25 protein-coding genes and 5 pseudogenes are annotated in these 26,223 nt (G+C 67.4%); 9 read left to right on the top strand and 21 right to left on the bottom strand.

Features of this window, described 5'->3' with window-relative positions; all coding sequences use genetic code 11:
• Positions 1 to 120: 120 nt before the first annotated feature.
• The 3 genes from GNX96_RS32730 to GNX96_RS32720 all read right to left on the bottom strand — a co-directional run bounded on the left by GNX96_RS32730 (position 121) and on the right by GNX96_RS32720 (position 2,559).
• Positions 121 to 414, bottom strand: coding sequence for a hypothetical protein (locus tag GNX96_RS32730; RefSeq protein WP_163571831.1), 294 nt, complete (start codon positions 412 to 414; stop codon positions 121 to 123).
• Positions 411 to 1,775 (bottom strand): ABC transporter substrate-binding protein, encoded by a 1,365-nt coding sequence (locus tag GNX96_RS32725; protein ID WP_279582107.1) that lies wholly within the window; start codon positions 1,773 to 1,775, stop codon positions 411 to 413. The genes GNX96_RS32730 and GNX96_RS32725 overlap by 4 nt, the downstream gene beginning before the upstream one ends.
• Positions 1,776 to 1,971: 196 nt before the next feature.
• Positions 1,972 to 2,559: a TetR/AcrR family transcriptional regulator gene (locus tag GNX96_RS32720; RefSeq protein ID WP_163571829.1), complete on the bottom strand. Its 588-nt coding sequence runs from the start codon at positions 2,557 to 2,559 to the stop codon at positions 1,972 to 1,974.
• A gap of 54 nt (positions 2,560 to 2,613) precedes the next feature.
• Between GNX96_RS32720 and GNX96_RS32715 the strand changes: the two are divergent.
• Positions 2,614 to 3,617 (top strand): annotated as a pseudogene (locus tag GNX96_RS32715) (NADP-dependent oxidoreductase).
• A 117-nt stretch (positions 3,618 to 3,734) separates the two neighbouring features.
• On the opposite strand, the gene GNX96_RS57030 reads toward GNX96_RS32715, so the two are convergent.
• The 7 genes and pseudogenes from GNX96_RS57030 to GNX96_RS32685 form a co-directional block, all read right to left on the bottom strand.
• The gene (locus tag GNX96_RS57030; RefSeq protein ID WP_279582106.1) at positions 3,735 to 3,863 is read right to left on the bottom strand and encodes a hypothetical protein; all 129 of its coding nucleotides are present in this window, start codon (positions 3,861 to 3,863) and stop codon (positions 3,735 to 3,737) included.
• Positions 3,864 to 3,879: 16 nt separating this feature from the next.
• Entirely contained in the window at positions 3,880 to 4,020 is a 141-nt protein-coding gene (locus GNX96_RS32710; protein ID WP_163571828.1) for a hypothetical protein, read from the bottom strand.
• A 223-nt stretch (positions 4,021 to 4,243) separates the two neighbouring features.
• Entirely contained in the window at positions 4,244 to 5,944 is a 1,701-nt protein-coding gene (locus GNX96_RS32705) for an IS1634 family transposase (protein ID WP_163571827.1), read from the bottom strand.
• Between the two features lie 168 nt (positions 5,945 to 6,112).
• Entirely contained in the window at positions 6,113 to 6,535 is a 423-nt protein-coding gene (locus tag GNX96_RS32700) for a hypothetical protein (RefSeq protein WP_163571826.1), read from the bottom strand.
• Positions 6,536 to 6,596: 61 nt separating this feature from the next.
• Positions 6,597 to 7,748 (bottom strand): MFS transporter, encoded by a 1,152-nt coding sequence (locus GNX96_RS32695; RefSeq protein WP_279582130.1) that lies wholly within the window; start codon positions 7,746 to 7,748, stop codon positions 6,597 to 6,599.
• The gene (locus GNX96_RS32690) at positions 7,631 to 8,062 is read right to left on the bottom strand and encodes an MFS transporter (protein WP_163571824.1); all 432 of its coding nucleotides are present in this window, start codon (positions 8,060 to 8,062) and stop codon (positions 7,631 to 7,633) included. The genes GNX96_RS32695 and GNX96_RS32690 overlap by 118 nt, the downstream gene beginning before the upstream one ends.
• A 166-nt stretch (positions 8,063 to 8,228) precedes the next feature.
• Positions 8,229 to 9,718: pseudogene (locus GNX96_RS32685) on the bottom strand (NCS2 family permease).
• 169 nt (positions 9,719 to 9,887) lie between these two features.
• Between GNX96_RS32685 and GNX96_RS32680 the strand changes: the two are divergent.
• The 3 genes from GNX96_RS32680 to GNX96_RS32670 all read left to right on the top strand — a co-directional run bounded on the left by GNX96_RS32680 (position 9,888) and on the right by GNX96_RS32670 (position 11,470).
• Positions 9,888 to 10,487, top strand: a complete 600-nt coding sequence (locus GNX96_RS32680) for a hypothetical protein (RefSeq protein ID WP_163571823.1) — start codon at positions 9,888 to 9,890, stop codon at positions 10,485 to 10,487.
• 124 nt (positions 10,488 to 10,611) lie between these two features.
• Positions 10,612 to 10,956, top strand: a complete 345-nt coding sequence (locus tag GNX96_RS32675; protein WP_163571822.1) for a DUF2530 domain-containing protein — start codon at positions 10,612 to 10,614, stop codon at positions 10,954 to 10,956.
• Between the two features lie 124 nt (positions 10,957 to 11,080).
• Positions 11,081 to 11,470, top strand: coding sequence for a phage holin family protein (locus GNX96_RS32670; protein ID WP_163571821.1), 390 nt, complete (start codon positions 11,081 to 11,083; stop codon positions 11,468 to 11,470).
• A gap of 127 nt (positions 11,471 to 11,597) precedes the next feature.
• On the opposite strand, the gene GNX96_RS32665 is transcribed toward GNX96_RS32670, so the two are convergent.
• Genes GNX96_RS32665 through GNX96_RS57020 form a run of 4 tightly spaced genes read right to left on the bottom strand, consistent with a single transcriptional unit; the run spans position 11,598 to position 15,364 of the window.
• The gene (locus tag GNX96_RS32665; RefSeq protein WP_163571820.1) at positions 11,598 to 12,419 is read right to left on the bottom strand and encodes a hypothetical protein; all 822 of its coding nucleotides are present in this window, start codon (positions 12,417 to 12,419) and stop codon (positions 11,598 to 11,600) included.
• 23 nt (positions 12,420 to 12,442) lie between these two features.
• Positions 12,443 to 14,491: a sacsin N-terminal ATP-binding-like domain-containing protein gene (locus tag GNX96_RS32660; RefSeq protein WP_163571819.1), complete on the bottom strand. Its 2,049-nt coding sequence runs from the start codon at positions 14,489 to 14,491 to the stop codon at positions 12,443 to 12,445.
• Positions 14,488 to 14,964 carry a DUF3027 domain-containing protein gene (locus tag GNX96_RS57025; protein ID WP_279582105.1) on the bottom strand — a complete coding sequence of 159 codons (477 nt, stop codon included), beginning with the start codon at positions 14,962 to 14,964 and terminating at the stop codon, positions 14,488 to 14,490. Before GNX96_RS57025 ends, GNX96_RS32660 begins: the two co-directional genes overlap by 4 nt.
• A gap of 37 nt (positions 14,965 to 15,001) precedes the next feature.
• Positions 15,002 to 15,364, bottom strand: coding sequence for a DUF3027 domain-containing protein (locus tag GNX96_RS57020; protein WP_279582104.1), 363 nt, complete (start codon positions 15,362 to 15,364; stop codon positions 15,002 to 15,004).
• Positions 15,365 to 15,427: 63 nt separating this feature from the next.
• On the opposite strand from GNX96_RS57020, the gene GNX96_RS32650 reads away from it, so the two are divergent.
• Entirely contained in the window at positions 15,428 to 15,898 is a 471-nt protein-coding gene (locus GNX96_RS32650; protein WP_163571818.1) for a hypothetical protein, read from the top strand.
• A gap of 250 nt (positions 15,899 to 16,148) precedes the next feature.
• Here GNX96_RS32650 and GNX96_RS32645 read toward each other — a convergent pair whose 3' ends face one another.
• Positions 16,149 to 16,535 carry a cold-shock protein gene (locus GNX96_RS32645; protein ID WP_163571817.1) on the bottom strand — a complete coding sequence of 129 codons (387 nt, stop codon included), beginning with the start codon at positions 16,533 to 16,535 and terminating at the stop codon, positions 16,149 to 16,151.
• Positions 16,536 to 16,812: 277 nt separating this feature from the next.
• Between GNX96_RS32645 and GNX96_RS32640 the strand changes: the two genes are divergently transcribed.
• A complete protein-coding gene (locus GNX96_RS32640) occupies positions 16,813 to 17,130 on the top strand; it encodes a hypothetical protein (protein WP_279582103.1) in 318 nt (105 codons plus the stop codon).
• On the opposite strand, the pseudogene GNX96_RS32635 reads toward GNX96_RS32640, so the two are convergent.
• From GNX96_RS32635 to GNX96_RS57015, 3 genes and pseudogenes are all read right to left on the bottom strand, one after another.
• Positions 17,127 to 18,774, bottom strand: a pseudogene (locus tag GNX96_RS32635) (AMP-binding protein). The gene GNX96_RS32640 and the pseudogene GNX96_RS32635 sit on opposite strands and share 4 nt — an antisense overlap.
• Before the next feature lie 104 nt (positions 18,775 to 18,878).
• Positions 18,879 to 19,112, bottom strand: a complete 234-nt coding sequence (locus tag GNX96_RS32630) for a hypothetical protein (RefSeq protein ID WP_163571815.1) — start codon at positions 19,110 to 19,112, stop codon at positions 18,879 to 18,881.
• Between the two features lie 52 nt (positions 19,113 to 19,164).
• Positions 19,165 to 19,500, bottom strand: a complete 336-nt coding sequence (locus GNX96_RS57015; protein WP_279582102.1) for a hypothetical protein — start codon at positions 19,498 to 19,500, stop codon at positions 19,165 to 19,167.
• A 27-nt stretch (positions 19,501 to 19,527) separates the two neighbouring features.
• On the opposite strand from GNX96_RS57015, the gene GNX96_RS57010 reads away from it, so the two are divergent.
• Complete coding sequence (locus GNX96_RS57010; RefSeq protein WP_279582101.1) at positions 19,528 to 20,193, top strand: hypothetical protein; 666 nt, start codon at positions 19,528 to 19,530, stop codon at positions 20,191 to 20,193.
• On the opposite strand, the gene GNX96_RS57005 is transcribed toward GNX96_RS57010, so the two are convergent.
• Positions 20,131 to 20,424, bottom strand: a complete 294-nt coding sequence (locus tag GNX96_RS57005) for a hypothetical protein (RefSeq protein ID WP_279582100.1) — start codon at positions 20,422 to 20,424, stop codon at positions 20,131 to 20,133. The genes GNX96_RS57010 and GNX96_RS57005 overlap by 63 nt on opposite strands.
• A gap of 155 nt (positions 20,425 to 20,579) precedes the next feature.
• Here GNX96_RS57005 and GNX96_RS57000 point away from each other — a divergent pair, with 155 nt between their 5' ends.
• Positions 20,580 to 21,512, top strand: coding sequence for a helicase C-terminal domain-containing protein (locus GNX96_RS57000; RefSeq protein ID WP_313885831.1), 933 nt, complete (start codon positions 20,580 to 20,582; stop codon positions 21,510 to 21,512).
• Positions 21,513 to 22,296: 784 nt separating this feature from the next.
• Here the strand turns inward: GNX96_RS57000 and GNX96_RS32620 are convergent.
• A complete protein-coding gene (locus GNX96_RS32620) occupies positions 22,297 to 23,061 on the bottom strand; it encodes a L,D-transpeptidase (protein WP_163571814.1) in 765 nt (254 codons plus the stop codon).
• A 336-nt stretch (positions 23,062 to 23,397) separates the two neighbouring features.
• Here GNX96_RS32620 and GNX96_RS32615 point away from each other — a divergent pair.
• Positions 23,398 to 25,062: pseudogene (locus GNX96_RS32615) on the top strand (DNA repair helicase XPB).
• A 216-nt stretch (positions 25,063 to 25,278) separates the two neighbouring features.
• On the opposite strand, the pseudogene GNX96_RS32610 reads toward GNX96_RS32615, so the two are convergent.
• Positions 25,279 to 25,564 (bottom strand): annotated as a pseudogene (locus GNX96_RS32610) (DNA repair helicase XPB); the annotation flags it as partial.
• Between the last annotated feature and the right edge of the window lie 659 nt (positions 25,565 to 26,223).

The following is a 26,223-nucleotide window of genomic DNA, read 5'->3' as shown; positions in this document are numbered from 1 at the left end:
TCCTCTTCGAGTTGCCTCGCGGCTACACAGCGCTCCTGTTCGTTGCCTGCTACCTATCTGCCGGCCACGCGAGGCTCTCTACATGAGCGCAGGCTGTTGACTGTTCGTCCGGAGTGCTGGTTACTGCTGGACGCCGACGTTGAGGAGGCTGATGTCGCTGTATTGGGAGTGCAGGCGGGCACCGGTCACCTTGGAGCCGACGAGGTAGACGGCCTTGCTGTAGCGCAGGGGAATGGTGGCCGCCTGCTGTTGCACCTGCAGGTCGAGCGCGGCCCAGGCGGCCTGCGCGGCGGCCGGGTCGGTGATCTTGGCGGCCGCGTCCATTGCCGAAATGATGGCCGGGTCGTTGAGTTGCGCCAAGTTCTGGTTGCCGTTCTGGACAATCTGCCGACCATCGAAAAGCGGCGGAATCACCGTCGAGGCGGACGGCCAGTCGGCGGACCAACTGGCATAGACCAGCTCGTCCTCGGTCGAGGGCTTGCCGACCGTCGTGTAGAACTGGTTGCGGGCAATGGGATTCGGTGTGACGGTGATTCCCGCGGTGTGGCGAAGGCCGCCTTGATCGCGGCCGCCGTACGGCCACCGGAAGCATTGTTGATGAAATCGAGTTTGATGTTTTTCGGGCAGCTCGGCGACTGGGCGATCAACTGCTTCGCGTGGGCCGGGTCGCCCTGCGGCTTGTTCGCCAGTCCGTACGGGTCGATTTTGCGGTAAGCGGAAAGCGATGGCGTGATCATGGTGGTCGCGTACGTACCAAACTGGGTGCCACCCAGGGCCGTCAGATAGGTCTGCTTGTTCATCGCATATTCGTACGCCTGCCGGCATTTGAGGTCCTTGACCTTGGCCGTGTTGACCGCGAGATACCAGACAAAGCCATCAAATCCGCTGACCACCCGCTTGCTCAGGCCACTGTCGTTGAACACCTGCTGCGCCTGCTGCACGGTCACCTGGGTGTTGCCGAACGGAATGGCCTGCTGGTCGGTGCCCTTGTCGTGGATCAGCCGGTCGGTGATCACCGACGCGTCCAGGCCGACGGTGAAGACAATGCTGTCCGGCAGATTTCGCCGAATATGGTCCATGCTCTGATCCCAGTGTGGGTTGCGGACGAACACCACCCGCTGGTCCTTCACGTGCTCGGAGAACATGTACGGCCCGTACGAGAAAGGCATGTTGTCGTATTTGACGCCGGTGTCTTTGTCCTTGCGTACGGCCGCGAAAATGCCGAGGGTAACCGCGTAGTTGAATTCCGGCACGGGCTGGCGGAGTTGGTACGAGATGGTGTCACCGGTGCAGGTCACCGACGGCAGGCCCTGCGGTTGGGTGTAAATCCCCTGATAGGTGTCGCCGCCCTTCAGATACTGCCGCTGGTAGAGCGGGCCATCGGTGAGAAGCGACGAAAAGGAGCGTTCCACACCGTATTTGAAATCAGCGCAGGTGACGTCTTTGCCATCCTGCCATCTCAGGTTCTTTCGTACGGTGAAACTCCACTGGGTGAAGTCGCTGTTGTGCTGGCCGGTGTCGGTGGCCGCGTCCGCGCCGATCTTGGTGCCGGCGAGACCGGCCGCGTTCACATATGAGGTCAGCGTCGGCGCATAAAGGACGGCGAGATGTTCTTCCGGGGTCACATAAAGCCGCGCGGGATCGTAATGTTCGAAATCGGACTGGCCGAGCAGCTGGAGCGTGCCGCCACGAGCGCCCGGCGCGTCGATGGCACTGCCGGAATCCGGCGTGCTGCAGCCGCCCACCAACAGGGCCGCGGCCATCGCAGCCGCCACCGTCCGCCCCGTTTTCCGACCGACCGACATCGCCGCTGTCCCCTCTCCTTTTCCCCGACCGTAACGAAACCTTAAACAGCTTAAGGTGCGAGTCTGGGCACTGTCTCCCAACTGTGATCTTTGGCCAGTCCAGTCGACGACCGCGCGCTGGAAATCAACTCGAGTTAACCCACTGTCCACGATGGACCACTGTTCACTAGAGCCGCAGCGCGCTGGAGCCGAGCATAGTGGCCACCACCGCACGGGTGAGTTCAGCGACCTCGTCCGGCCCGTTGGGGGTGAGTTTACCGTTCAACAGCAGCGAACCGAGGCCGTGCACGAGCGCCCAGCAGCCGATCATGAAGGCCGGCCGTTGCGCTGCCGGCACGGCGGCCGCCACTCGCGCGGCGAGCACCTCGGTGACCGCGGCGGACGCGGCGGTCGTCTCCGGATGCGATCGTGTGCACGCGTGGTCGAACATCAGCCGGAACAGCGCCGGATGGGCCACCGCATACGCCACGTAAGCCTGCGCCATCGCCACGTACTCGTCTCCCTCGGCGGCCGCCGAGTCCGCGGCCAGCAACTCGGCCCGCAACTCCCGGTAGCCGTGAATGGCCAACGCGGCGAGCAGCGCGTCTTTGTCCGGATAATGCCGGTACGGCGCGGTCGGCGAGACTCCGGCGCGGCGGGCCACCGCGCGCAGCGACAGGTCGCCCTCGTCGCCCTCCTCGAGCAGACTGAGCGCCGCCGCCAGGCAGGCGGCCCGCAGGTCACCATGGTGATAGCCGGCACGCAATGTTGACACTGCTTACTTCCTCTCCGTATGTTAGCAGTGTACACATCGACAGGAGGCATTCTCATGACAACGCTGGCCACTGAGGTCCGGCTCGCGTCCCGCCCGCACGGCTGGCCGACCGCGGCGAACTTCGAGATCGCGCAGGCGACCCTGCCGGACCCCGCGCCCGGTCAGGTCCTCGTCCGCAACCTGGTCATGACGGTCGACCCGTACATGCGCGGCCGAATGAACGACACGCGTTCGTACGTGCCGCCGTTCGCGATCGGCGAGGCGCTGGACGGCGGTGCGGTCGGCGAGATCGTGTCGTCCACTGTGGACAGTCTGCGGCCGGGCGATGTGGTGCTGCACGGGCTGGGCTGGCGGAGCCACGCGCTGCTGGATGCCAAGAACGCCACCAAGGTCGACCCGACGGTCGCGCCGGTAAACGCATATCTGGGCGTCCTCGGAATGCCCGGTCTCACCGCGTACGCGGGACTGCTGAAACAGCGGAATTCCAGCAGGGCGATGCCGTCTTCGTCTCCAGCGCGGCCGGCGCGGTCGGCCAGGTGGTGGGGCAGCTGGCCCGGATTCGCGGCGCCTCCAGGGTTGTCGGCAGCGCCGGCAGCGCGGACAAGGTCGCGTACCTGACCGACGAACTCGGATTCGACGCGGCCTTCAACTACAAAGACGGCCCAGTGGCCGACCAACTGGCCGCGGCGGCGCCCGACGGCATCGACGTCTATTTCGACAACGTGGGCGGTGACCACCTGGAGGCCGCGCTCAGCCGCCTCAACGTCCACGGCCGGATCACCTCCTGCGGCATGATTTCGGTCTACAACAACACCGAAGCCAGCGCCGCGCCGCGAAATCTGGCGCTGATGATCGGCAAGCGGATCACCATGCGTGGCATGCTGGTCAACGACCACGCGAGCCTCAAGGACACCTTCATCGCCGAGGTCGCGCCGCTGATCGCCAGCGGCGAGCTGCGCTACCGGGAAAACGTCGTCGACGGCCTCGCCCAGGCCCCCGAAGCCTTCCTGGCCATGCTCCGCGGCGAAAACACCGGCAAAATGCTGGTCAGTATCTGATCTGAGGGTTCCTACTTCGTTTTTGATCATGGGAAAATCCCGCACTTTCCTCGGAAAGTGCGGGATTTTCCCATGATCAAAAACCGTGTCAGTGGCGCCCATGGTATTTGTCCTTCGTCAGCGGGTGCGGTGCAGGCGCCGGGCTTTGCGTGCCTCGGACCGTACGTGCCGGCGATTGTTCTCGGCGATCAGATCGTTACGCCGCTCGGTGGCCAGTGCGGTCAGCATTTGTGGATGCATGAACATGGTGTTTCCTCCTTTCTCAATGAGCCTTGCGTTGGTGGCGGTCGGCCCGGCGGATCCGGCGGGCGGCGGTCAGAACGTGCCGACGGTCGTTCTCGGCGACCAGTTCGTGCTGACGTTCGGTGGCGAGTGCGGACAGCATCTCCGGGTGCAGGAACATCTCGATCTCCTCGGCTTGGTGGTTCGTGCTCTGGTGAGATCAATATTGGTCCGTACAGGCCTCAGTGGCATCCGGAGCGGATGCGTATCTTCCCTGTTCAGGGCATACCTAGATGGCTCGGGGCGGGCCCTAGCCTGAGTTTCCTCGCTAGTTTGATCTTGGGTGGTGTTTTGCCTGGTCAGGTGGGTTCTGGATGGTGGCTGGGTGTATTACCTAAGTCGTGTCAGCGGGTGGGTGCGTAGTGGTGGATGTTGAACAGGTCGGCGAGTTTTTGTTGGGTCCAGGTCATGTCTGTGAGCATGCGTTTGGCGCGAGGGCGTCCTTTGTTGCCGTCGTGGTAGAGCAGGACGGTTTCCTGGATTCCTGATAGTTCGTTTAGCAGTTCGCGGACGGACATGTGTATATCGGCGTGTTCGGCTTCGCGGCGCATGAGGTGGGCGATGGTTAGGGCCAGGACGCAGTAGAACACGTGGACGCGGATTTTCTGGTCGGTCCAGTGGTGCATGGGGCTGAAGGAGACCACGTGAGTGTCTTTGAGTTGACGGAATCCGGCTTCTACGTCGGATTGGGAGCGGTAGCCGGCGACAATGTCGGTGACGGGCCAGTCGTCGTGGCCGGTGAACAGGATCCGTTTGCCGAAGATCCGGTTCTCCAGGCGGGTGCGGGCACGCCGGTCGGTGCGCCAGGTCAGCCGCAGCTCAGCCGGTTTGTCGCCGGTCAGCGTGGTGGTGATGATGTCGCTGACCCAGCGGTGTCGGCAGATCGTGGCGATCTCGGTCTGGACTGCGGCACGGGATTTGCGGGTGCGCCCGCGCGCCAGGCGGCCCTGCAAAGCGGTGAGCTTGCCAGTCACGGTGGCGAGCGTCTGGTCCAGGCCACGAACCTGTTTGGCGTGCAGCGTCGTCGAATGCGTGAGCACGGCGCGGCGTGTCACGCCCAGCGCGGTGACGGTGGTGTCGACATGGGTCAGGCCGCGATAGCGGCCGGCGTCACCGTCGGCGTCGACCGGCCGGTACCGGGATTTCGGTATCGCCAGCAACGCCGGATGGTCGCTCGGTGGCAGTGAGCCGATGAACCCGATCCCGGTATCCTCCACCAGTTCGTGGTTGTCGGCGGAATTCTGCCCGGCGTCGTAGACGATCGTCAGCGACTCCACGGAGGTAGTCAGCTGCCGGTACCGGGCGACCAGTTCGTCGATCATCGCGCTGAACTGGGTGACATCCGGCCGGTCTCCCGGATAGGTATGGGACAGCACCGGAACCCCGCCGTCGCGGGTGACCACCAGGCCCAGCCCAACCAGCCGCAGGTCCACCCGCTTCTGCTTCGCCCTGCCCCGCTGCGCGATCGGCGCCTTCTCGTTGCCGGAGTCGATGAAGGTGGCGAAGTTGGTCATGTCCAGCACCAAACCGGTCAGGTCCAGCCCGAACTCGGTGACGATCCGCCGCCCTAACTTGGTTTCGATCGCTCGCAGGTCGGCTACCGACAACCGATCCATCGCGTTCCAGAACCGGCGATGGTCGGTCGCGCCGCGCGGTAGCCGCAGCCACCGCGCGCCGGCCGTGGAGGCCCACCAATCGGCGAACGCCAGCTTTGAGCACGGCGCCACGATCCGGTTCGCCGTCGCCAACGCGATATACGTGCCCACCGAGGCCAGCGCGTCCGCCCGGCGCGACACCACACCATCGACCGTCCCCACCACGTCCAGTCGCTCCAGCATCGACCACACCGCGGCCAGATCCCCGAACGCCTTGTGTTCGCTACGCACCGGTTCACCGGCCGCCGCGTCGGTCAGCTTGGCCACCACCTCCTCCGCGCTGCCCAGATACTGCTGCGACACGATCCGCGGCTTGCCCTGCACCCGCGCGGACTCGACCAGGTAGTAGTACGTCTTCCCCGCCTGGCGCTTCCCTACGATCGACGGCATATATAGGTAATACACCATCGACGCCTACAACCCAAACACCACAACACACAAAACACGCCGAACGATCAGCTAGCAGGGGAAACTCAGGCTAGACATACCTAGGAAAAGCCGCCGGGAGCCGCCGCGGCTGGTGATACGAGGATCGGTGAAGCCGCTAAGCCACTGTGCTCAACACGGGTGGTGGTTCTGGGTGGGGTTGGCGAACGAGAATCCGGCGTGTTCTAGTTCGGCTTCGATGCGGACGCGTTCTATGGAGTGGGCGAAGCCGCAGGTGCTGCAGAGGTCCTCGGCGATGCCCAGCGCGGCGCAGGCGTCTGACAGCGTCCGGTCGTACGCCAGCTGGATGCCGTGATAGCGGGTGGCGGACAGGTGCTGCGGGGAGTCGATCATGGTCCGCAGCCGGCGCAGGGTCGCGGCCGTACGCTCCAGTGGCGGCCCCGCCGGGGCCGGGCCGCATCGCCAGTCATGCCAGTGCTCACTGAGCCAGGAGGCAGCGCGGCCGGCGTTGAGGAACATCCGCACCAACAACGCGGGCACCGTGCACATCACCAACAACAGGGCCACGTCCGCCGCCACCAGGAGGCCGTTCATGTGTTCTCACGGTATTCCTGTCCGCCGACCCGAACAAGGTAATTAGCGGACCAACCGTGGCTTACGAACGATCGGCCCGGCGGGCGGACACCGGCTCGCTGCGGTGGCTGTCGTCCAGGTGATCTTCGGTGGACCTGGCCAGCAGCCGCGACTGCGCCGGCGGCGGCGCAGGGGCGGGCGCGGGTTTGATGCCTGGCACGGCTTCCAGTGGTCCTTCGACCTCGGTAGCGGTAACCAGATCCTCGGTGCTGCGACCGGGCGCGGTGCTGACCGCGCCGGCGGCGACCAGCCGGATGCGGGGCAGTCGGCCGCTTTCCCACCGCATCCGGGTGCCGTGCCGGTACGCGCGTACGGCCGCGAGCACACCCACGGCCAGCAGCACCGAGACACCGCCGATGACGAATCCGGCCCGTACCCCGAAAACCTGGCAGATCATGCTCACGAAGATGGCCCCGATCGGGGTGCCACCGAAGAACACCACCATGTAGAGCGCCATCACCCGGCCGCGCAGCTGTGGCGAGGCGCCGAGCTGGACCCGGGCGTTGGCGGCCGTGTTGCAGGCGATCAGGAAACCGCCGGTGGGGACGAGCACGACGCCCGCCAACCAGAACCACGGCGTCGCCGCGACCGCGATCTCCAGCGCCGCGAAAACCGCCGCGTACGCGAGCAACGCGGTGGCCGGTGGCCGGGTCCGTCGGCGGCTGCCGACCAACGCTCCACCCAGTGCGCCGACCGCGAAACATGTCGACAGCAGGCCAAAACTCGCCGCACCGACGCCGAAATCGGCACGGGCCAGCAGCGGAATGGTGAAGTTGAAGTTCATCCCAAGGGTGCCGACCACCATCATCAGCGCGAAAACCATCATCAGGTCCGGCCGGGACCGTACGTATTGCACCACTTCTCGCAGTTGGCCGCTGGCCCGGGCCACTCGCTCGGTCCGGAACAGCTCGGTCGGGCGCACCTGGAAAAAGGCCCACAGGACCGCGATATACGTCAGCGAGTTGAGCAGGAAAGCCGGGCCGACTCCGACCGCGGCGATCACCAGGCCGCCGACCGCCGGGCCGAGAATGCGCGCGCTGTTGAAGGTCGCCGAATTCAGCGACACCGCGTTGGGCAGCAGCAACTCACCGCCGACCAGCTCGGACACGAACGCCTGCCGGGCCGGGTTGTCGAATGCCTGCGCCATTCCCAACGCGGCCGCGAAAAGGAACACGTGCCACACCCCCACACCTGCCCGGAAACCACCAAAATTCCCATACCGGCGGCCAAAAACCCGAGAACAGTCTGGGTGATCATCAGCATCCGGCGCTTGTCGAACCGGTCAGCGATCAGGCCGCCGTACAGGGTCAGCACCATGATGGGCGCGAACTGCAGCGCGGTGACGATCCCGATCGCGGTGGCCGAGTTGTGGGTGAGCTGCAGGACCAGCCAGTCCTGGGCGGTGCTCTGCATCCACGAGCCGGTCAGCGAAATAATCTGACCGGAGGCGAACAACCGATAGTTGCGTACCCGTAGTGACCGGGTCATGTCCCGGATGGCGTTTAGTCGGCCCGGGCTCACAGCATCTGGGTGGTTGTCGGCATGATAGTTAGCTTAGCTCAACAATCCGCCCTGTGACTTTTCGGACATGCGTGAGCTAGGACACGGTGGCCCGTTTGGGCCACATTGTTGAAAAATTCGCAGCATCGGGAAATCAGCCGAGGCCGAGCAGTTTCTCAATAGGTGAGATGGCGAAATAGATGACGAACAGCGCGGCGATTCCCCACAGCAGCGGATGCACTTCGCGGCCACGGCCCTGCGCGCCGCGGATCACCGCGTACGACACCAGCCCGGCACCAATGCCCACCGTGATGCTGTACGTGAAAGGCATCAGGACCACGGTGAGAAAAGCCGGGATAGCCACCCCGTAGTCGGACCAGTTGATGTCCCGGATCTGCGTCATCATCAGGAATCCGACCACCACCAGCGCCGGGGTGGCCGCTTCGAAAGGCACCACCGCGACCAGCGGGGTGAGGAACATCGCGACCAGGAAAAGCAGGCCGGTGACCACACTGGCGAAGCCGGTACGCGCGCCTTCGCCCACTCCGGCGGCGGATTCCACGTAAACGGTCGTACTGGAAACACTGCCGACGCCACCGGCCGCGGCGGCGGCGCGCGTCGACCAGCAGCACCCGGTCGAAGCCGGGCAGGTCACCCTTCGCGTCCAGCAGGTTGCCTTCCTTGCTGATCCCGACAATGGTGCCCATCGAGTCGAAGAAATCGCTCAGCGCCAAGGTGAAGACAAACAGCAGCGCGGTTACCACGCCGACCCGCGACCACGAACCGAGCAGGTTGAACTGGCCGATCAACGACAAGTTCGGCACCTGCAGAAACTGCTCCGGGAGTTTTGGTACGACCAAATGCCAACCGATCGGGTTCACCGTCTTCCCGCTGACCGTCGGCCCCACCTTGGCGACCGCCTCAATGACGATCGCGAGGACCGTGCTCGTGACGATGCCAATCAGGATGCCGCCCTTGACCTTGCGGACCACCAGGATCGCGGTGAGTATCAGGCCCACCACGAAAACCAGCGTCGGCCAGCCGCTCAGGTTGCCGGCGACACCCAGCTCGATCGGCGTGCCGCCGGCGGACTTGCGAACGAAACCAGCGTCGACGAACCCGATCAAAGCGATGAACAGGCCGATGCCGACGGCGATGGCGGTCTTCAAATCCCCTGGTAAGGCGTTGAAAATCGCCCTTCGGAGCCCGACCAGCACCAGGATGACGATGACAATTCCTTCGATGACCACCAAACCCCATCGCGTCGGCCCAGGTCATCTTCGCGGCGATCCCGAAAGCGACAAAGGCGTTCAGGCCGAGCCCGGTGGCGAGAGCGAACGGATATTTCCCGATCACTCCCATCGCGATGGTGACGATCCCGGCGATCAGCGCGGTCGCGGCGGCGACCAGCGGGATCGCGTCGGCCGCCGAAGCGACACCGCCGATGAACTTCTTGTCCGCATCCATCGCGGTACCGATGATCAGCGGGTTCAGCACGACTATGTAGGACATGGTGAAAAAGGTGACGAAACCGCCGCGTACTTCCTGCCACCAGCTCGAACCGCGGGCGGAGATCGCGAAATAGCGGTCCAGGCCGCCCATCGCACCCTTTGCCGTTTTTGTCGAGCTGGCCTTGGATGTCATCGCGGCTTCCTCCGGTCGGGCTGCTGAGGTCGTCGACGAGCAGCCTGCCAGATGGGGCCGTCGATGCGTACGGCCAGATCGCGACACGCCCAACGCGCGGCGCGCCGATCTGGATCGAACCCGAGACCGCTCAAGTGGCAGGCGTGGGCGGGGGCACATAACGTCCGCCATGACCGACACCAACTGGAGGGGGTACGACGTGTCGTACAACGACGAGCGTGACGGCGGATCCGGCGGCTACGGCGGCGGAGACGACAACAGCGGTGGTTATGGCGGCGGCGGGGACTCTGGCGGCGGCGACCGTCGCGGGTCCGATTCCGGCGGCGGGTACGGCAACGACTCGAACGACTCCGGCAACTCCGGCCGCGACTCAGGTGGCTCCGGCGGCTCTTACGGCAATGACTCCGGCGGCTCCAGCGGCGGCGGCTACGGCAACGACTCCGGCGGCTCTTACGGCAACGACTCCGGCGGTTCCAGCGGTGGCGGGTACGGCAACGACTCCGGTGGTAATGACTCGGGCAGCTCCGGCGGCTCGTACGGCAACGATTCCGGCGGCTCCGGCGGCGGGTTCGGCGGCGGGGACGACAGTCGCGGCGGATCAGGCGGCGGCTACGGCGACAGTGACCGCGGAAATGACCGCGGCGGCGACTCTGGCGGCGGTGGCCGGCAGGGTGACTCCGGCGGCGGCCGCGATGACGACCGCGGTGGCGACTCCGGTGGATTCGGTGGCAACAACGACAGCGGCGGCTACCGCGACAACGACCGCTGATCTGCGCGCTTAGAACCGGGCCGCTCTCCCCGCACACGGGAGGGCGGCCCGCTTTTTTTCGCGATCGAGCGTACGAGCTGGGTGACGATCCGCCGACTGACCACGTCGGGGTAGCCTGCAAAGTATGCCGCCGGTCCCTGCTGAGCGGGCCAAGTATCCGGCTCGCCCCACCCCCGAGCCGCTCGCCGTCGACGCGGTGAAAGTGGTCGCGATCGGCATCGGCCTGTGGTTCGTCGCGACCGCCGGCGTGCTGGTGTCACTGCCATGGCTGACCGCCAACGGGCACGGCTCGTGGCTGTGGACCTGTGTCTCCGGCATCGTGGTCGGCTTCCTCGGCCTCGCCCTCTGCTGGCGCCGCCGCTCCCGATTGGGCGTACGCATCGCCGCCCGAGACGATGGCGGGGAGATGATGCCGCGGCTGCCTCGCGAGGATCTCGAGGCACCCGACCGCGCCGAACCCATGCCGTGAGTTCCTCGCGGGGGCGCACGTACCCGCGGCCCTGACAGGCCGGCGCCCAACGGGGTCAGGTTGGGGCTGGTTGTGCCGCATGCGGCCGTGCGGGTCGGCGGTGGGCATGGCAGCATCAGGGCGCATGAGAATCATCGCCAAGATCGTGGTCACAGCCCTCGCGCTGTGGGCCACCACGTTCCTGCCGGGGATCACCCTCGGCGGGAGTTCGATCTGGGTCAAGGTCGGCACTTTGCTGGTCGTCGCGATCATCTTCGGAGTGATCAACGCGATCATCAAGCCGGTGATCAAGACCCTTGGATGCGCCTTCTACGTGCTCACCCTCGGGCTGATCGCGCTGGTCGTGAACGCGCTGCTGTTCCTGCTGACCGGCTGGCTCGCAGGCCTGCTGCACCTGCCATTCACAGTGACCGGCTTCTGGCCCGCCCTCTGGGGCGCCATCGTGGTGGCCATCGTCAGCTTCATCCTGCACCTGATCATCCCCGACAGCATCGACGAGGGCGCCAAGAGCTAGTCCCAAAAGGGTCCTGCCGCTGAGCGGCAGGACCCCTTTGACCACCGCTGAACCGGTGTGGCAAGGATCGCCTCGCGGCGAGTGGCGCAACGCGGCTCCAGCCGAACGGTAGTCCGCGAAGGCTTTTTTAAATGCGGCCCGGGGATACCGAGCCACACCGGCTGTTCCATAGTAACTCGCCGTCGGCCGAGATCATTCCGGCTGGAGGCCTCGATCGCAGAACCTCCGCGAGGGTGACGTTCTGAGGGGTCAAATCCCTACAAACTCCCTCCAGAACGTCACCCTCGCGAGGGTCAGAGTTCTGAAGCCAGCGGGATGTCCAGGAGTTCGGCGACGGTTTCCGGGTCGGCGCCGCCGAGGATGGGGTGCCGGCCGGGGAACTCCGCGAGCCGCCACGGCTGGTCGAGGACGACGGCCTGCTCCGCTGGCACGACAACGTCCGGCGCGACGCGTACGTGATCCGGTGGCGGCACGTCGACACCGGCGAGGGCCTCGGCCAGGCGGGCGTAGAGCAGCGGGAGAACGGCCGCGTGTACGGACCGGGTGGGTCGCCCAGGCGCCGCAACAGATCGGTGGCCGACGCCGTGTCCTCCAAGACGTCAAGCAGGCCCGTACGACAGCCGAGAGCGGCCAGCAGCTCGTCATCAAGTACGCCACCGACCGAGTCGTCCACATCGAAGAGGCTCGGCGGGCCACCGCTGGGCCGAAGCTCCGGGACCGGGTCATAAAGACCGACCAGCTCGGCAGCGGAGGGCAGCCTGAGCTCGGCTGGGCAACGGCCGGCCAGGACTGGGCGGTGGGCGAACCACCAGCGCAAGTACGGCGTCACCGGGACGATCCGGCCGTCCATAAGCTCGCCCGTACAACTGGCCATAAGAGCGTCCCGGGCAGGCGGCGCGGCAAGCAGCCGGAGAGCTTGCGGCCAGGCGTCCGGGCGGATCAGCTCCAAGTCGCGTACGGCCGCGAAGCGAGTCAGTTGGACCGGCTCACCGTCCAGGGCGTCAGCGACCTCGTCGGCCCAGTCGGACGCCCCGTCCAGCGCCAGTCGTCCACGTCGGACAGATCCAGGTCCGGCTGGTCGACCACCGCGAAAGTGGCGAGAGTGCCGACGGCGGCCAACACGTCCGCGCCGTAGTCCTCGACCAACTGCCGGTCGGCGGTCCCGAAAGGCACGTCCGCGCCGATCAGCCAGGCCAGCGGCGCGCCCGGCAGCAGCAGCTCACCAGCGGGTCGCCAGTCGCCCTCGGCGTCCGGCAGGGCCAGATCGGCCAGCCACGGCAGCTCCCCCGGGCCGATGCCGGTGGCCGCGACCAGCGCCAACACCGCTTCGGCGACCGGCGCCGGGTCATCCAGCTCGTACGACTGCTCGACCTCTGCTCGGACCCGATCATCGGCCAGCACGGACGCTGGCGACGCCTCTCGCGCGCCCAGCCGAGCCAACAGCGGGTGGGCGGCGTCCGGGTGCGCGATGCGCAGGCCCAGCGCGGCGACCGCCTCCGCCGGCAGGTCGTCCACCGGCAACAACACCTCGCGGGCGCCGGTGACCGTACGCCCGTCGACCAGCGGCACCCGGATGGCGGCCACCTCGCCGATCTCAGTGCTCGGATCGTGCCGCAACGCGATGTCAATCGCGTCGTAGAAGTCGTGCCACCAGGAGGGTTCGCCATCGGCACCGGCGAATGCCTCGACCACCTCGGCGAGGCCCAACCGCCGGACGCCCAGCGCCCGCAATGCTGGCGCGGTCGCCGAGGTCCACCAGCCAGCCGGGAGGATGCCGTCGAGTACGTCCGCGGCGATCTCCACCAACGGGTCGTCAACAACCAAAGCGCGACTCGGCGGCAGCCACTGGCCATGCGTGTCAGGCAACCAAACGGCCGTACGCAACTGGGCGTCGACGGCCGCTCGTACCAATGAGTCCACAGTGGACAGTGGGAGGTCCGGCCCAGGCAACAGCCGGAGCACCGCCGGGTGCTCGGAGCAGCCCGCGATCAGATCGGCGACCGCCTCGGCGGCCTGCTCGGCAAGGAACCGGGTGACCGCCGCCGAATCCGGCACCCGGCGCCGGTCCGGCGAAGTCGGGAAAGTGCCGATCAGCCGTACGGGCAACGAAATCCGCTCATCGGTGGGCGTCGGCGCGTAAAGCACCTGCGCCGCGTCCAGCGCTGCCGGCTCCCCGGCCTCGGTGAGTGGCACGGCCGCGGTGACCCGCCATGCCTGCCGGATCCGCTCTTCCACCGGCCGGTCGGCGAGCAACTCCACCGGCAGGTCACCGGCCGTCGTCACATATCGCCAGTGCCGGGTTTTCTCGCCGTCCGCAAGGGCAACCGTCTGCTCGTCGACCTCGGTCCGGCGCAGCACCCGGCCGTTGACGTCCACTGTGGACAGTGTCGGCAATGCCAGCAAGAGGCTCGCGGGCACGCTGTCTAGCGCTGCTCTTACGGCTGCCAGGGCGGCATCGTCGCGCAGCGGGAGCCGAACTTCGGTGGCATAGCCGTCCATCGGCGCTCCCGGTGCCGGCCAGGCCAGCCGCAGCACCGGCGCGCGGCCATCCCGACGGTCCAGCTCAGCCGCCGCGGCACCGCCCAGCTCTCGCACGGCTTTGTCCGTGTCGGCAAGGGAAAACCTGATCCCACCGGTGGTGGACCGGATCTCCGGTTCGTCGCTGACCGCGAGAGTGGCCGCGAAACCAATGCCAAACCGACCCGTACTGCTCTGCTCGTCGCGTTTTCCGGACGCCCGCAGCGAAGTAAGGCCATCGACGCCCTCGGCGTCCAGCGCGGCGCCGGTGTTGGCCGCGGACAGCACCCGGTCGACCAGCGTCAGCCGCAGCTCGCCGGCGATGCCGGCACGGACCGCCGCGTCACTCGCGTTCTGCGCGAGCTCGACGATCAGCCGGTCCGCGTACCCACCCAGGACCAGGTCTTCCTCGGCGTTAGCGTCCTCTCGGAACCGGGTCGGCGACGACCGCCAGGCCGCCAGCACGGCCTCCCGGCGTGCCGCGGTGTCGTACCGGTCGCTCACCCGTGGCCGAACGGCTCTGCGTCGTCGCCCACCGAGCCATCGCCGGCAGGGGTCTTGACCAGATCGACGGCATTGTCATCGAACGCGATCGGCGGTGCGCTGATCGGCGTGGTCGCCTGCACCAGCGCCTCCGAGTGCGCGCCGCAGCCGTGGTCGATCGCCACCGCCCGGCCGTCGTCGGGCGCGAACATGTTGCCGCAGACGCCGAACATCGACCGCAGCGAGCCGGCCAGCGGCAGAAAGAAACCGCAGGTCCCGCAGCTCGCCGGCGCGTGCTCGGCGAGCGGAGTGTGCGGTCCGGTCTCGCCGGAGTGCCAGCGGTCGGCGGCCTCGTCACGGCCCAGCCGGGACATCACTCGTACCCGACCGACGCCCAGCTCGAAAGCATTCGGCTCGTCGACGAAGTCCTCGACCTCTGGCTCATAGCCGGCGTAGGTCGGGACCAACCGGTCGTCATCGGGATCGGTCGGCACGATGTCGCCGACACCCAGGTCGCCCGGCCGGATCCGCTCACTCCCAGGGCAGCCATTCCGGCGCCAGCACGGAGGCGTCGCCGGGCACCAGGACGACCTCGCACACGGTGGCCACCCGGGCCCGCGGCGGGCGGGCGACCGTCACCGACCACTCCCACCCGACATAGCCGCGCTCCAGCGCGGCGAACCGGTGCGACACCAACCGCTCGCCGTCGGCCCGCACACCCAGATGTTCGCCGACCTTGCCACCCTGCGCGGCATCGGCGGCGGCGGCCCGCGCGGCGTCCACCGCGTCCGCGCACACCTTGTCGACTTTCTTGTCGACCTTCTTCGGAACCAGCCGCAAAGTAGCCATCGTGGTCCCATTCAACACCACCGCCGGCCACCCCGGGACCGGCAAGGGTTTCCTTTCCCGCCGGCCTCTGGGGGTCCCTGCGGTCGTACAGCGGAGGCGGTGGGTAGCGTGACGGCCGTGCGTACGATCCGGGTTTTGGCGCTGGTGGTGGTCCTCGCCGCGGTGGCGCTGGTGGCCGGCTGCGCGAAGCCGCTGCCGCTGGCCCGGTTGGTCAGTGGCGGGCAGTTCGCGAGCAGCCCAGCAAACGCCTTCTGTTTCGACCTGAACACCACCAAAACGGCGTGTCGTACGACTGATGCCCTGCCCGGCCGGCTGACCGTCAAGGCCGGCGCGCCGGTCGGCATCGAGGTGCCGGGTGAGCTGTCCGGGGTGCCGTGGCTGGTCCGGGTGGTGGCGGCGACCGGCACGGGAAAGACGCAGGCCCAGACCACCCCACCGCAGCTCGGCGCGTCCTACCTGTCGCTGACGCCCGACTTCGGGGACAACCAGGCACTGCTGCTGGAGGTCATCGGCCTCTCCGCCGCCGGCAACCAAACCGTCGTCGTCAGCCGCTGGTCCTTCCTCCTCATCCGCAGCTAACACGTACCTGCTCGTACGCAGCTAGCACGTACCTGCTCGTACGCGGCCAGGACGCCATCAGCCCCCTGCCCAGCCAACCGCAACCCGCCGAACCCCAACCCCGCCACCCCAGCCCCGCCCCCCCCACGCGCCAGGGGCGCACCGTTCGCGGCGGTAGGCCCACCCCACGCTTTTTCGGGGCGGGCCTACCGCCGCGAACGGTGCGTGGCCAGCGGCAGGAACTGCCGCCAGAAACTCAGCCGCCGGAAACTCAGACCTCTAGTTCGCGGGCGACGGCGTGCACCATTTCGGCGACGGTTTTGGCGGCCTTGCGGTCCGGGTATCGGCCGCGCCGCAGGTCCGGCTGCACCTTCATCTCCAGCAGCTTGATCATGTCCTCGACCATGCCGTGCAGCTCTTCCGCCGGACGGCGGCTGGCTGCGGCCAGTGACGGCGCCTGGGCGAGGATGCGTACGGACAGCGCCTGCTCACCGCGGCGTCCCTCGGCGACCCCGAACTCCACTCGGGTGCCGGGTTTCAGGTCGGTCGTCCCGGCTGGCAGCGCACCCTTGTGCACGAAGACGTCGCCGCCATCGTCACGGGACAGGAAACCGAATCCCTTTTCGACGTCAAACCACTTCACCCTGCCGGTGGGCACCGCTTACCTCGCTGACCTCGGGCCGCGTTCGGCCCCGACTCATCGCACTGTTGGACGGTTGCATCGCCTCGGTTTCGCCGCACTGGCGGCGATCCCAGGAGCGGGCGCCCGAATGGGCGCCCGGCCTATCAGGCTAGCGGTGCGGGCCGACAGAGCAAGCGGGTAACCGTCCGACTCTTTCCGACAAAAGGGCAGGATTAACAAAACTCCCCCGAAAAACTGCCCGCTTTGCGGCAATTATGGCGATCAACTGGCCGGCGAGATCGCCGCCGCTCCGGTGCCGGTGACGACCCGTACCGGCGCTACGGCTGGCCGGGCTGAGTGGCTCGGCGCTGCTGGACGCGCACCGGACCTGGGGGGCAGCTATGTGCTGGGCTACATCGTGGTCGAGCAACAGGACCGCAGCCCCGCCGCCGAGCGGGCCTGGCGACCGCCGGTGCGTACGGACTTCCCCCTCACCGCCGAGATCGACCCGTACCAAGGCGCCCGCGGCTGGGACGAACAGTTCGACATCGGCCTGGAAATGATCTTCGACGGCATCGCCGCCCTCGCCGCCCACTCCCGAGTGCGGGACGGGGCGGCAACTGACGGTTAGGCGTGGCGGGTGGTTGCGGCTGACTCCAGGCCCAGCTCCTGGATGGAGACCTCGCGCATCTCGACCTTGCGGACCTTGCCGCTGACCGTCATCGGAAAATCTTCGACGACACGTACATAACGCGGGATCTTGTAGTGGGCGAGCTTGCCGGTGCAGTACGAGCGCACCTGCTCGGCGGTGAGGTCCGAAACGCCGGGGCGCAGCTTCACCCAGGCCATCAGCTCCTCGCCGTACTTCTCGTCCGGCAGCCCGATGACCTGCACGTCGACGATGTCCGGGTGGCTGTAGAGGAACTCCTCGATCTCCCGCGGATAGATGTTCTCGCCGCCGCGGATCACCATGTCCTTGATCCGGCCGACGATGTTCAGGTAGCCGTTGCCGTCCATCACCGCGAGGTCGCCGGTGTGCATCCAGCGGGCCGCGTCAATCGATTCGGCGGTCTTCTCCGGTTCGTTCCAATAGCCCAGCATCACCGAATATCCGCGCGTACACAGCTCACCGGCGGTGCCCTGCGGCACGGTCAGGCCGGTCGCCGGGTCGACGACCTTGACCTCGACATGCGGATGTACGGACCCCACCGTCGACACCCGCGTCTCGATGTCGTCGTTCGCGCCGGTCTGGGTCGACACCGGCGAGGTCTCGGTCATCCCATAGCAGATGGTGACCTCGTTCATGCCCATGTCGCTGATGACCCGTTTCATCACCTCGACCGGGCACGGCGAGCCGGCCATGATTCCGGTGCGCAGACTCGAAAGGTCATAGTCGGCGAAATCCGGCAGCGCCAGCTCGGCGATGAACATCGTTGGCACGCCGTACAAAGACGTGCACTTCTCATCCTGCACGGCCTTGAGCGTGGCGGCCGGATCGAAGCCCGGCGGGCAACACCATGCAGGCGCCGTGACTGGTGGCCGCGAGATTTCCCATCGTCATGCCGAAACAGTGATAGTACGGGACCGGAATGCAGATCCGGTCCTCCTCGGTGTAGCGGCAGCCTTCTCCGACGAAATAGCCGTTGTTGAGGATGTTGTGATGCGAAAGCGTGGCACCTTTGGGAAACCCGGTCGTACCGGAGGTGTACTGGATATTAATCGCATCGTCACACGAAAGATTTGCCTGCGCGGCGGCCAAATCCGCTGGATCGCCGTGACTGCCCCGCGCCAGCAGCGAATCCCATTCGGCCGAGCCGAGCAGGACGACCTGCCGCAGATCCGCACAGTCGCCCCGAACTTCCTCGATCATCGCCGCGTAATCGCTCGTCTTGAACTTCGGCGCGGCGACCAGCATCGTGATGCCGGCCTGCTTCAGCACGTACGCGAGCTCATGCGTGCGGTACGCCGGGTTGATGTTGACCATGATCGCGCCGATTTTCGCGGTCGCGTACTGCACGAAGGCCCACTCGGCACAGTTCGGCGCCCAGATCCCGACCCGGTCGCCCTTGCCCATGTCGGCGTCCAGCAAGCCCAGCGCCAGCTGGTTGACGACCTCGACGAACTGCCCGTACGTCCATCTCTTCCCGGCCGCTCGATCCACCAGCGCCTCGCGCTCGGCGAACCGCGCGGCGGTGCGGTCGAGGTTGTCGCCAATGGTGTCGCCCAGCAGCGGGATCGTCGAGATCCCGGACGAATACGACGGCTGGCTGGTCACAGGCCACCCCCACGGATCGGGTACGCGATCACTGCATCATGTCGCGCCCCGCGCCGCCGCGAAACCCGACAACCGAGCAGGTCCACCACCAGCTGGTTGCCGACTCAGTCCGTCGGCGGGAGTTCCAGAGCGGGGTGTTTGTAAGGCAGCTGATCGAGCGGCAGCGGGAACACCGTGTCCTCACCGAACGGCGAGGCTGGGCCTTGCCGCTCGAAGAGCAGCTCGTTCACCGGGAGGTGGCCGGGCTTGGGCACATTGCGCGGCGCGGCGGCTGTGGCGCCCTCAGCCGGCACGGGCTCGCCCTCCTCGGCCGACGAATTAGTCTCGTCCACGGTCATCGCGGGATCAGCCTCCGGAAAGCTCGGAACCCCCCAGGCAGGGCGGTCGCGGTCACCAGCAGGCTAGCGTTGATCCAATGGGCGACGAAAGCCAGCACCCGAGCCGACAGCGCGGGCTCGCCGACCACCTGCGTGCGCTCGACGACAGCGCACTGGTGGAGTTGCTGCGTGCCCGCCCGGATCTGGCCACTCCGCTGCCGCCGGATCTGTCCGTGCTGGCCAGCCGGGTGCACTCGCGAATGTCGGTGGCCCGCGCCTTGGAGCAGCTGGACCGCTTCAGCATCGAGGTGCTGGACGCGGTGCGGCTCTGCGAGCCGCCAGCGACGACCGCGGACGTGCGAGCGCTAGTCGGCGAAGTCGTGCCGGTGGCCCGGGTGACGGCGGCCATCGAGCGGCTCCGGACGATCGGCCTGGTATGGGGTTCGGACGAGTCGGTACGAGTGGTGGCCGGCGTCGCCGAGGCCGCCGGCGGCTATCCGGCCGGCCTCGGCCGACCGGCCACCGAACTGACCGGCGGCGCGAAGGTGCCCAGCCGGGCCGAGCTGGCCGCCCAGGTGGCGGCCGCCCCGATCCCAGCCACCGAGGTGCTGCAACGGCTCGCCGCCGGCCCGCCGGTCGGCACGATCCGGGGCGCCCGCCGGCCAGCCGCGCCAGGCGACGAGTCACCGGTCCGCTGGCTGCTCGCGCACGGCCTGCTGATCCCGACCGGCGACGACACGGTCGAACTGCCCCGCGAGGTCGCCCTGCTGCTGCGCGGGTCCAGCCCCCGCTGGGCGACCTGCATCCGGACCCGCCGGAGCCGGCGTCCCGCAAGTACGCGCCGGACGCCATCGACGAGGCCGGCGCCGGCCAGGCCGCGGAAGCGATCCGGGTGGCCGAGGCGGTCCTGGACACCTGCGCGGTCGAGCCACCGGCCGTCTTGCGTGGTGGAGGCGTCGGCGTACGGGAGCTCCGCCGAATCGCGCGTACGGTCGGCGTCACCGACGAGATCGCCGGCATGCTCCTGGAGAGAGACGTGTCACGCCGCTGGCCTGCTGGACGCCACCTCGGACGCGGACCCGCAGTGGCTGCCAACCGCTGAGTACGACGTATGGCTCGGCCGGTCGGCGGCCCAGCGCTGGCAACGCCTCGCCGCCGCCTGGCTGACGATGACCCGGCTGCCGATGCTGATCGGCCAGCGGGACGACCGCGATCGGCTGATCAACGCGCTCTCCACCGAGGTGGTCCGATCCAGCGCGCCGGTGGCCCGGATGGACGCCCTGCAGGCGATCGCCGCGCAACCGCCAGGGAGCGCACCCGAGCCGGCCGGCATCGTCGCGTACGTCGACTGGACCCACCCTCGCCGCGGCGCCAACGGCCGCGACGACGCCGTGGTGGCCGCGCTGGCTGGCGGAGGCGGCGGCGCTCGGCATCACCGGCCGCGGCGCGCTCACCCGCTTCGGCCGCGCGCTGCTGGCCGACAAGCCGGTGACGGACCTGCTCGGCGACCTGCTGCCGACCCCCCTCGACCACGTACTCGTCCAGCCCGACCTGAGCGTGGTGGCGCCCGGCCCGCTGGAGCCGGACCTGGCCGGCGCGATGGGCATGGTCGCCGAAGTCGAGTCGGCCGGCGCCGCGACCGTCTACCGGGTGACCGCCGGCAGCCTGCGACACGCCCTGGACGCCGGCTGGTCGGCGGACCGGATCCACCACCTGTTCGCCGACCGTTCTCGTACGCCGATCCCGCAAGCTCTGACGTACCTGATCGACGACACCGCCCGCCGGCATGGCGGCCTGCGCGCCGGCTCCGCCGGTTGCTACCTGCGCAGCGACGACGCGGCCCTGCTCGCCGGCATCCTCGCGGACCGCGCCAACACACCGCTGCGGCTGCGCCGCATCGCGCCGACCGTCCTGGTCAGTCCACTCTCTCGTGAGCGCGTCCTGGACGGCTTACGAGCCGGCGGATACGCGCCGGTGCCGGAGGACACCGACGGCGCGGTGGTGATCAGCAAGCCCCAGTCGCGCCGGTCGACGCTGCGCATGCGGTCCATCCGGCCCGGCGCCGACCTGCCGGTCCTGGACGACGAACGCCTCGCCGGCATGGTCCGGGCGTTGCGAGTCGCCGACGCGGACGCCCGACGGTCCCGGCGTACGACCACCACGATCGACATGACCGAACTGCCCGGCATGACCACCGCGACCACCCTGTCCGTCCTCCAGCGCGCCGCACGACAACGCAGCCGCGTACAACTCGGCTATGTCGACGCACACGGCGGCACCGTCCAACGGACCATTCGCCCGGTCTCTATCGGCGCCGGCTATTTACGCGCCGAAGACGACCGTACGGACGTGCTACACACTTTTGCCCTGCACCGCATCACCGCCGCCACCCCATTGGACCCCCACCCAGAAGAATCCTGACCACCCCGAATGCGGTAAATTCCTCGCGAGAGTTCGACATCGTGGATGTCGAGCGAGTCGTTGGGCCAGGTGGACTGGGGCAGACCGGGAACCTGGCCCTGCGCGTTTTCTGTTCAACATCTGGTTGATACAAATGTCTCGCTGATGTGGCCGTCGAGGATTCGTCGGTATTCCGGGCGCCCCAGGTGCGCCGCTCGAACTGCTCCGGCGACGATGTCAGCGAACCAGAACATCGGCTCGTCCAGGCCATTCCTATGATACACAACGAAAGTCCAGTTTTTGGCATGGAGAAGCGCACGCCCATCACGGTCTGCACATCGCGGCGGTCAAGCACCGGAGTCCGCGACTGGAGATAAAGAGTTTCAATTCCTCGAGACCGCAATTCGAAAGCCACCGCCTCAAGGCAGGCAACTCTCGCGCGCTCCTGTCTTTCGCGCAGGGGCGGCGAACCGATGCTCACAACATACGGAACATCGACATCGCAGCAGATCTCACGGGACTATGTGCGGTCGACTCGATAATGCGCGTACGCGCCGGTCGGGGCAGCACCCTGGACCCTGACAGTCTCTCAGACAGGGCAGACATGTTCATACTGGAGCCGAAACGTGGTTGCGGCGCGCGCGTTCAACTGCCTGGGTATCGCTTTATGGAATCGATTACGGCGGCCACTTCCGAGGCATTCGAGAAGCCCGGTTGTACGGTCGGTTGGCGGCGGACAGTGTTAGCCGGAAGCCGAGTTTGTGGCGCTGCGGTCGAAATACCGCCTTCGCGGACCGCTGGGCGCTCAGGCGTCGACCTTTTTGCCCCAGACGTGTACGGGGGTGCCGATCTTGGTGATGCCGAAGAGCGACTGCGCGTCTCGGAGCAGCATGTTCACGCAGCCGTGCGAGCCGCGTACGTTCGTCGCGTACAACGGGCTGTCCACGTCGGCGGCGTGCAGGCCGAAGTCCTTGTAGAACTGGGTCCAGAACGGCAGCGGCACGTTGTATTCGGTGGAGATCGTGTACGCCTTCTTCTGCCCGACCTCGAACGAACCGATCGGAGTGGCGTCCTCGGCCTTGCCGGTCCGTACTGGCACCGGCCCGAAGGTCACCTTCCCAGCAGTGGCCACCCAGAGGATCTGGTGGGTGAGATCGACGCAGACCGTCGGAGCGTCGGTGGCCTTGCAGGAGCTCAGGTCGGTGGCGGCCAGATCGCGGGCCACTTTCGCGGTGACCGCGTCGGCGACGCCGTTCGTGGTGGGCACCTGGGCCCACTGCTGGAACTTGGTGATCGCCTGGCAGATCGCCGGCTGCGGCGAGCTCGCGGTGACTGGGCCGAACTGCTGCCCGTACGAAGTCGTCAAATATGCCACCACGTCGCTCTGCAACGGCGCCGGGCGGGCACATGGGCCGGTCGGCAGGCCGCGGCTGGAGCGGTCCTGAATGACCCGACTGGCGGCCGGCTGGGCCTGCGTGGTGGACGCGTTCGCGTCGGCGCTCGCAGCCGGCCTGAGCAGCGACGCGATGCCCGCGATGCCGGAGACCGCCAGCACCAGAGCGGCCAGCACGCGGATGTAGCGAGGGGTGGGAGCGGGCCGATGGGCACCCCGGCGCGGGCGCCGGTGTGAGCTCTTCCCATCTCTAGGCATCGAGATCCACTGTAGCCGAGGGTTACCGGCAAACCGGACCAGGGTAAATGACGCCGTTGTGAGTCATCCAACCACTCCCTGCTGTAACGATTCCGACGGCCTGCCCGAACAGGCAGCGCGCTCACAGCTTCATCGCCGTACGCCCGTCCGCTGTTTCACCGCAGCCTCTTCCGGTCAGCGGTAGCGGGACGGCTGCTGACATTCACGGCGTACCGGAGTGCCGTCACGGCTGGCGGCGAGGCACACTTAACGGCTGTGACTGATGGCCCGCTGATCGTCCAATCTGACAAGACACTGCTGCTCGAGATCGACCATCCTGCCGCGCAGGAGTGCCGGCTGGCGGTGGCGCCGTTCGCGGAGCCTGGAACGCGCTCCAGAGCACGTCCACACGTACCGCATCACGCCCTTAGGGCTGTGGAACGCGCGCGCAGCGGGCCACGACGCCGAGTCGGTGATCGACGCGCTGGTCCGGTTCTCGCGCTTCCCGGTGCCGCACGCGCTGCTGGTCGACGTGGCCGAGACCATGGACCGGTACGGCCGGTTGCAGCTGTCCGCCGATCCGGTGCACGGCCTCATCCTGCGGGCCACCGACCGGGCCGTGCTGACGAGAGATCAGCAGAAACAAGAAGATCGCGCCGATGCTCGGCGCGAGGCTGGACGACGACACGGTGCTGGTGCATCCGTCCGAGCGCGGCCGGTTGAAACAGGCGCTGCTGAAGGTCGGGTGGCCGGCCGAGGACCTGGCCGGCTACGTCGACGGCGAGGCACACGCGATCGCACTGGCCGAGGACGGCTGGGTGCTGCGCGACTATCAGAAACAGGCAGTCGACTCGTTCTGGGCCGGTGGCTCCGGTGTCGTGGTGCTGCCGTGCGGTGCCGGCAAGACGCTGGTCGGTGCGGCCGCGATGGCCCGCGCGTCGGCGACCACCCTGATCCTGGTCACCAACACGGTCGCCGGCCGGCAGTGGAAGCGCGAGCTGGTCGCCCGTACGTCCCTGACCGAGGATGAGATCGGCGAGTATTCCGGCGAGCGTAAGGAAATCCGGCCGGTCACCATCGCCACGTACCAGGTGATGACCACTCGCCGAAAGGGCGAGTATCGGCACCTGGATCTTTTCGACTCCCGTGACTGGGGTCTGGTCGTGTACGACGAGGTGCACCTGCTGCCGGCACCGATCTTCCGGCTGACCGCCGACCTGCAGTCCCGCCGGCGGCTCGGGCTGACCGCCACACTGGTACGTGAAGACGGCCGCGAAGGTGACGTTTTCTCTTTGATCGGCCCGAAACGCTATGACGCGCCATGGAAGGACATCGAGGCACAGGGCTGGATCGCGCCGGCCGAGTGCACCGAGGTGCGGTGACGCTGACCGAGGCCGAGCGGATGGCGTACGTACGCCGTCGCCGAGCCGGAGGAGCGCTACCGGATGTGCGCCACCGCGCGTACGAAAATACCGGTCGTCAAGAAACTCCTGGAAAAGCACGTCGGCGAGCCGGTGCTCGTGATCGGCGCGTATCTGGACCAGCTCGACCAGCTGTCCGCGGAGCTGGAAGCTCCAGTCATCGAAGGGAAAACGACCAACAAGGAACGCGAACGCCTCTTCGACGCCTTCCGCCGCGGCGAGGTGCCGACGCTGGTCGTCTCCAAGGTCGCGAACTTCTCCATCGACCTGCCCGAAGCGGCGGTAGCGATCCAGGTGTCCGGGACTTTTGGCTCCCGGCAAGAAGAAGCGCAACGACTCGGTCGCGTCCTGCGACCCAAGGCCGACCACCGGCAGGCGCATTTCTACACGGTCGTCTCACGTGACACCCTCGACGCTGATTACCGCGCACCGGCAGCGTTTCCTCGCTGAACAGGGTTACGCGTACACCATCGTCGACGCCGACGACCTCCTCGGCCCAGCGATCCCGGACGTCGGCTGAGTCTCTGGCCGCAGTGCTGTGTTGATGGCCGCAGTGCCTGCGGCGGCGCATCCGGATCGCGTCGCCGGGGGCCCCAAAAAACCGGGCTGCGCCTCTGGCCGCAGTGCCTGCGGCGGCGCATCCGGATCGCGTCGCCGGGCACCCAAAAAAACCGGGCTGCGCCTCTGGCCGCAGTGCCTGCGGCGGCGCATCCGGATCGCGTCGCCGGGGCACCCAAAGCGTCTTGCCGGCACCGCACGGCAGCACCACGACACCGAGCCCACCGGCCCAGAACGAGTCGACTGCCTGTTTCTGATAGTCGCGCAGCACCCAGCCGTCCTCGGCCAGTGCGATCGCGTGTGCCTCGCCGTCGACGTAGCCGGCCAGGTCCTCGGCCGGCCACCCGACCTTCAGCGCGCCTGTTTAAACCGGACGCGCTCGGACGGATGCACCAGCACCGTGTCGTCGTCCAGCCTCGCGCCGAGCATCGGCGCGATATCTTCTTGTTTCTGCTGATCTCGTCGCCAGCACGGCCCGGTCGTGTGGCCCGAGCTGTGAGTTCATAGGTGTTCGATCGGCCTGACAGCTGTCAACCCCGTGCCGCTACGCGGTCCATGGTCCGGCCACGTCGACCAGCAGCGCGTGCGGCGCCGCGAAGACGATGAGTCGGCGGCCGCGTGCGGTGGTTCCATGTCCGTGACGTTTTCTGCCGCTGACGTCATGCGCGGCTACCTGCTCGCGACTGCCAGCCGGGACCGTTCACCGACCCGAACTGACATGGTCGCGCGAGCAGGGTATGCAGTTGCCGGAGGTCGGCCGAGGGACGGCGATGTGACTCAATGACCCTCGACCGGAGGGCTGTGGAGCACGATTCACGGCTCGTCGTCACAGCACCCGCAGCCAGCACGCCGTCCGGCGGAAGAGCGGACGAGACATGTCAGTGGTCGAGGACACATCGATCCAAGCTAGCGGGAGCAGGATGGAAGGTGCAGCCGGACCTGCGGCGCGGCGCGATACCCGGACCGCAAGGACGCCAAAACCGTGCGCCGGAATGGTGCACGCACGTCGCCGCGAACAGAGGTCTCGAGTTTTCGGCGCTGAAGTTATCTGGCGGCAGTTCTGACGGTGGCAACGCTCCCGTTGCGCGCGGTAGGCCACGCCCACGAAAAAAGCGTGGGGTGG

The sequence above is a fragment of the Fodinicola feengrottensis genome (genome assembly GCF_010993775.1).
Taxonomy (GTDB): domain Bacteria; phylum Actinomycetota; class Actinomycetes; order Mycobacteriales; family HKI-0501; genus Fodinicola; species Fodinicola feengrottensis.
Note: the sequence above shows the minus strand (reverse complement) of the source record. Positions and strands in the feature narration are given on the sequence as shown.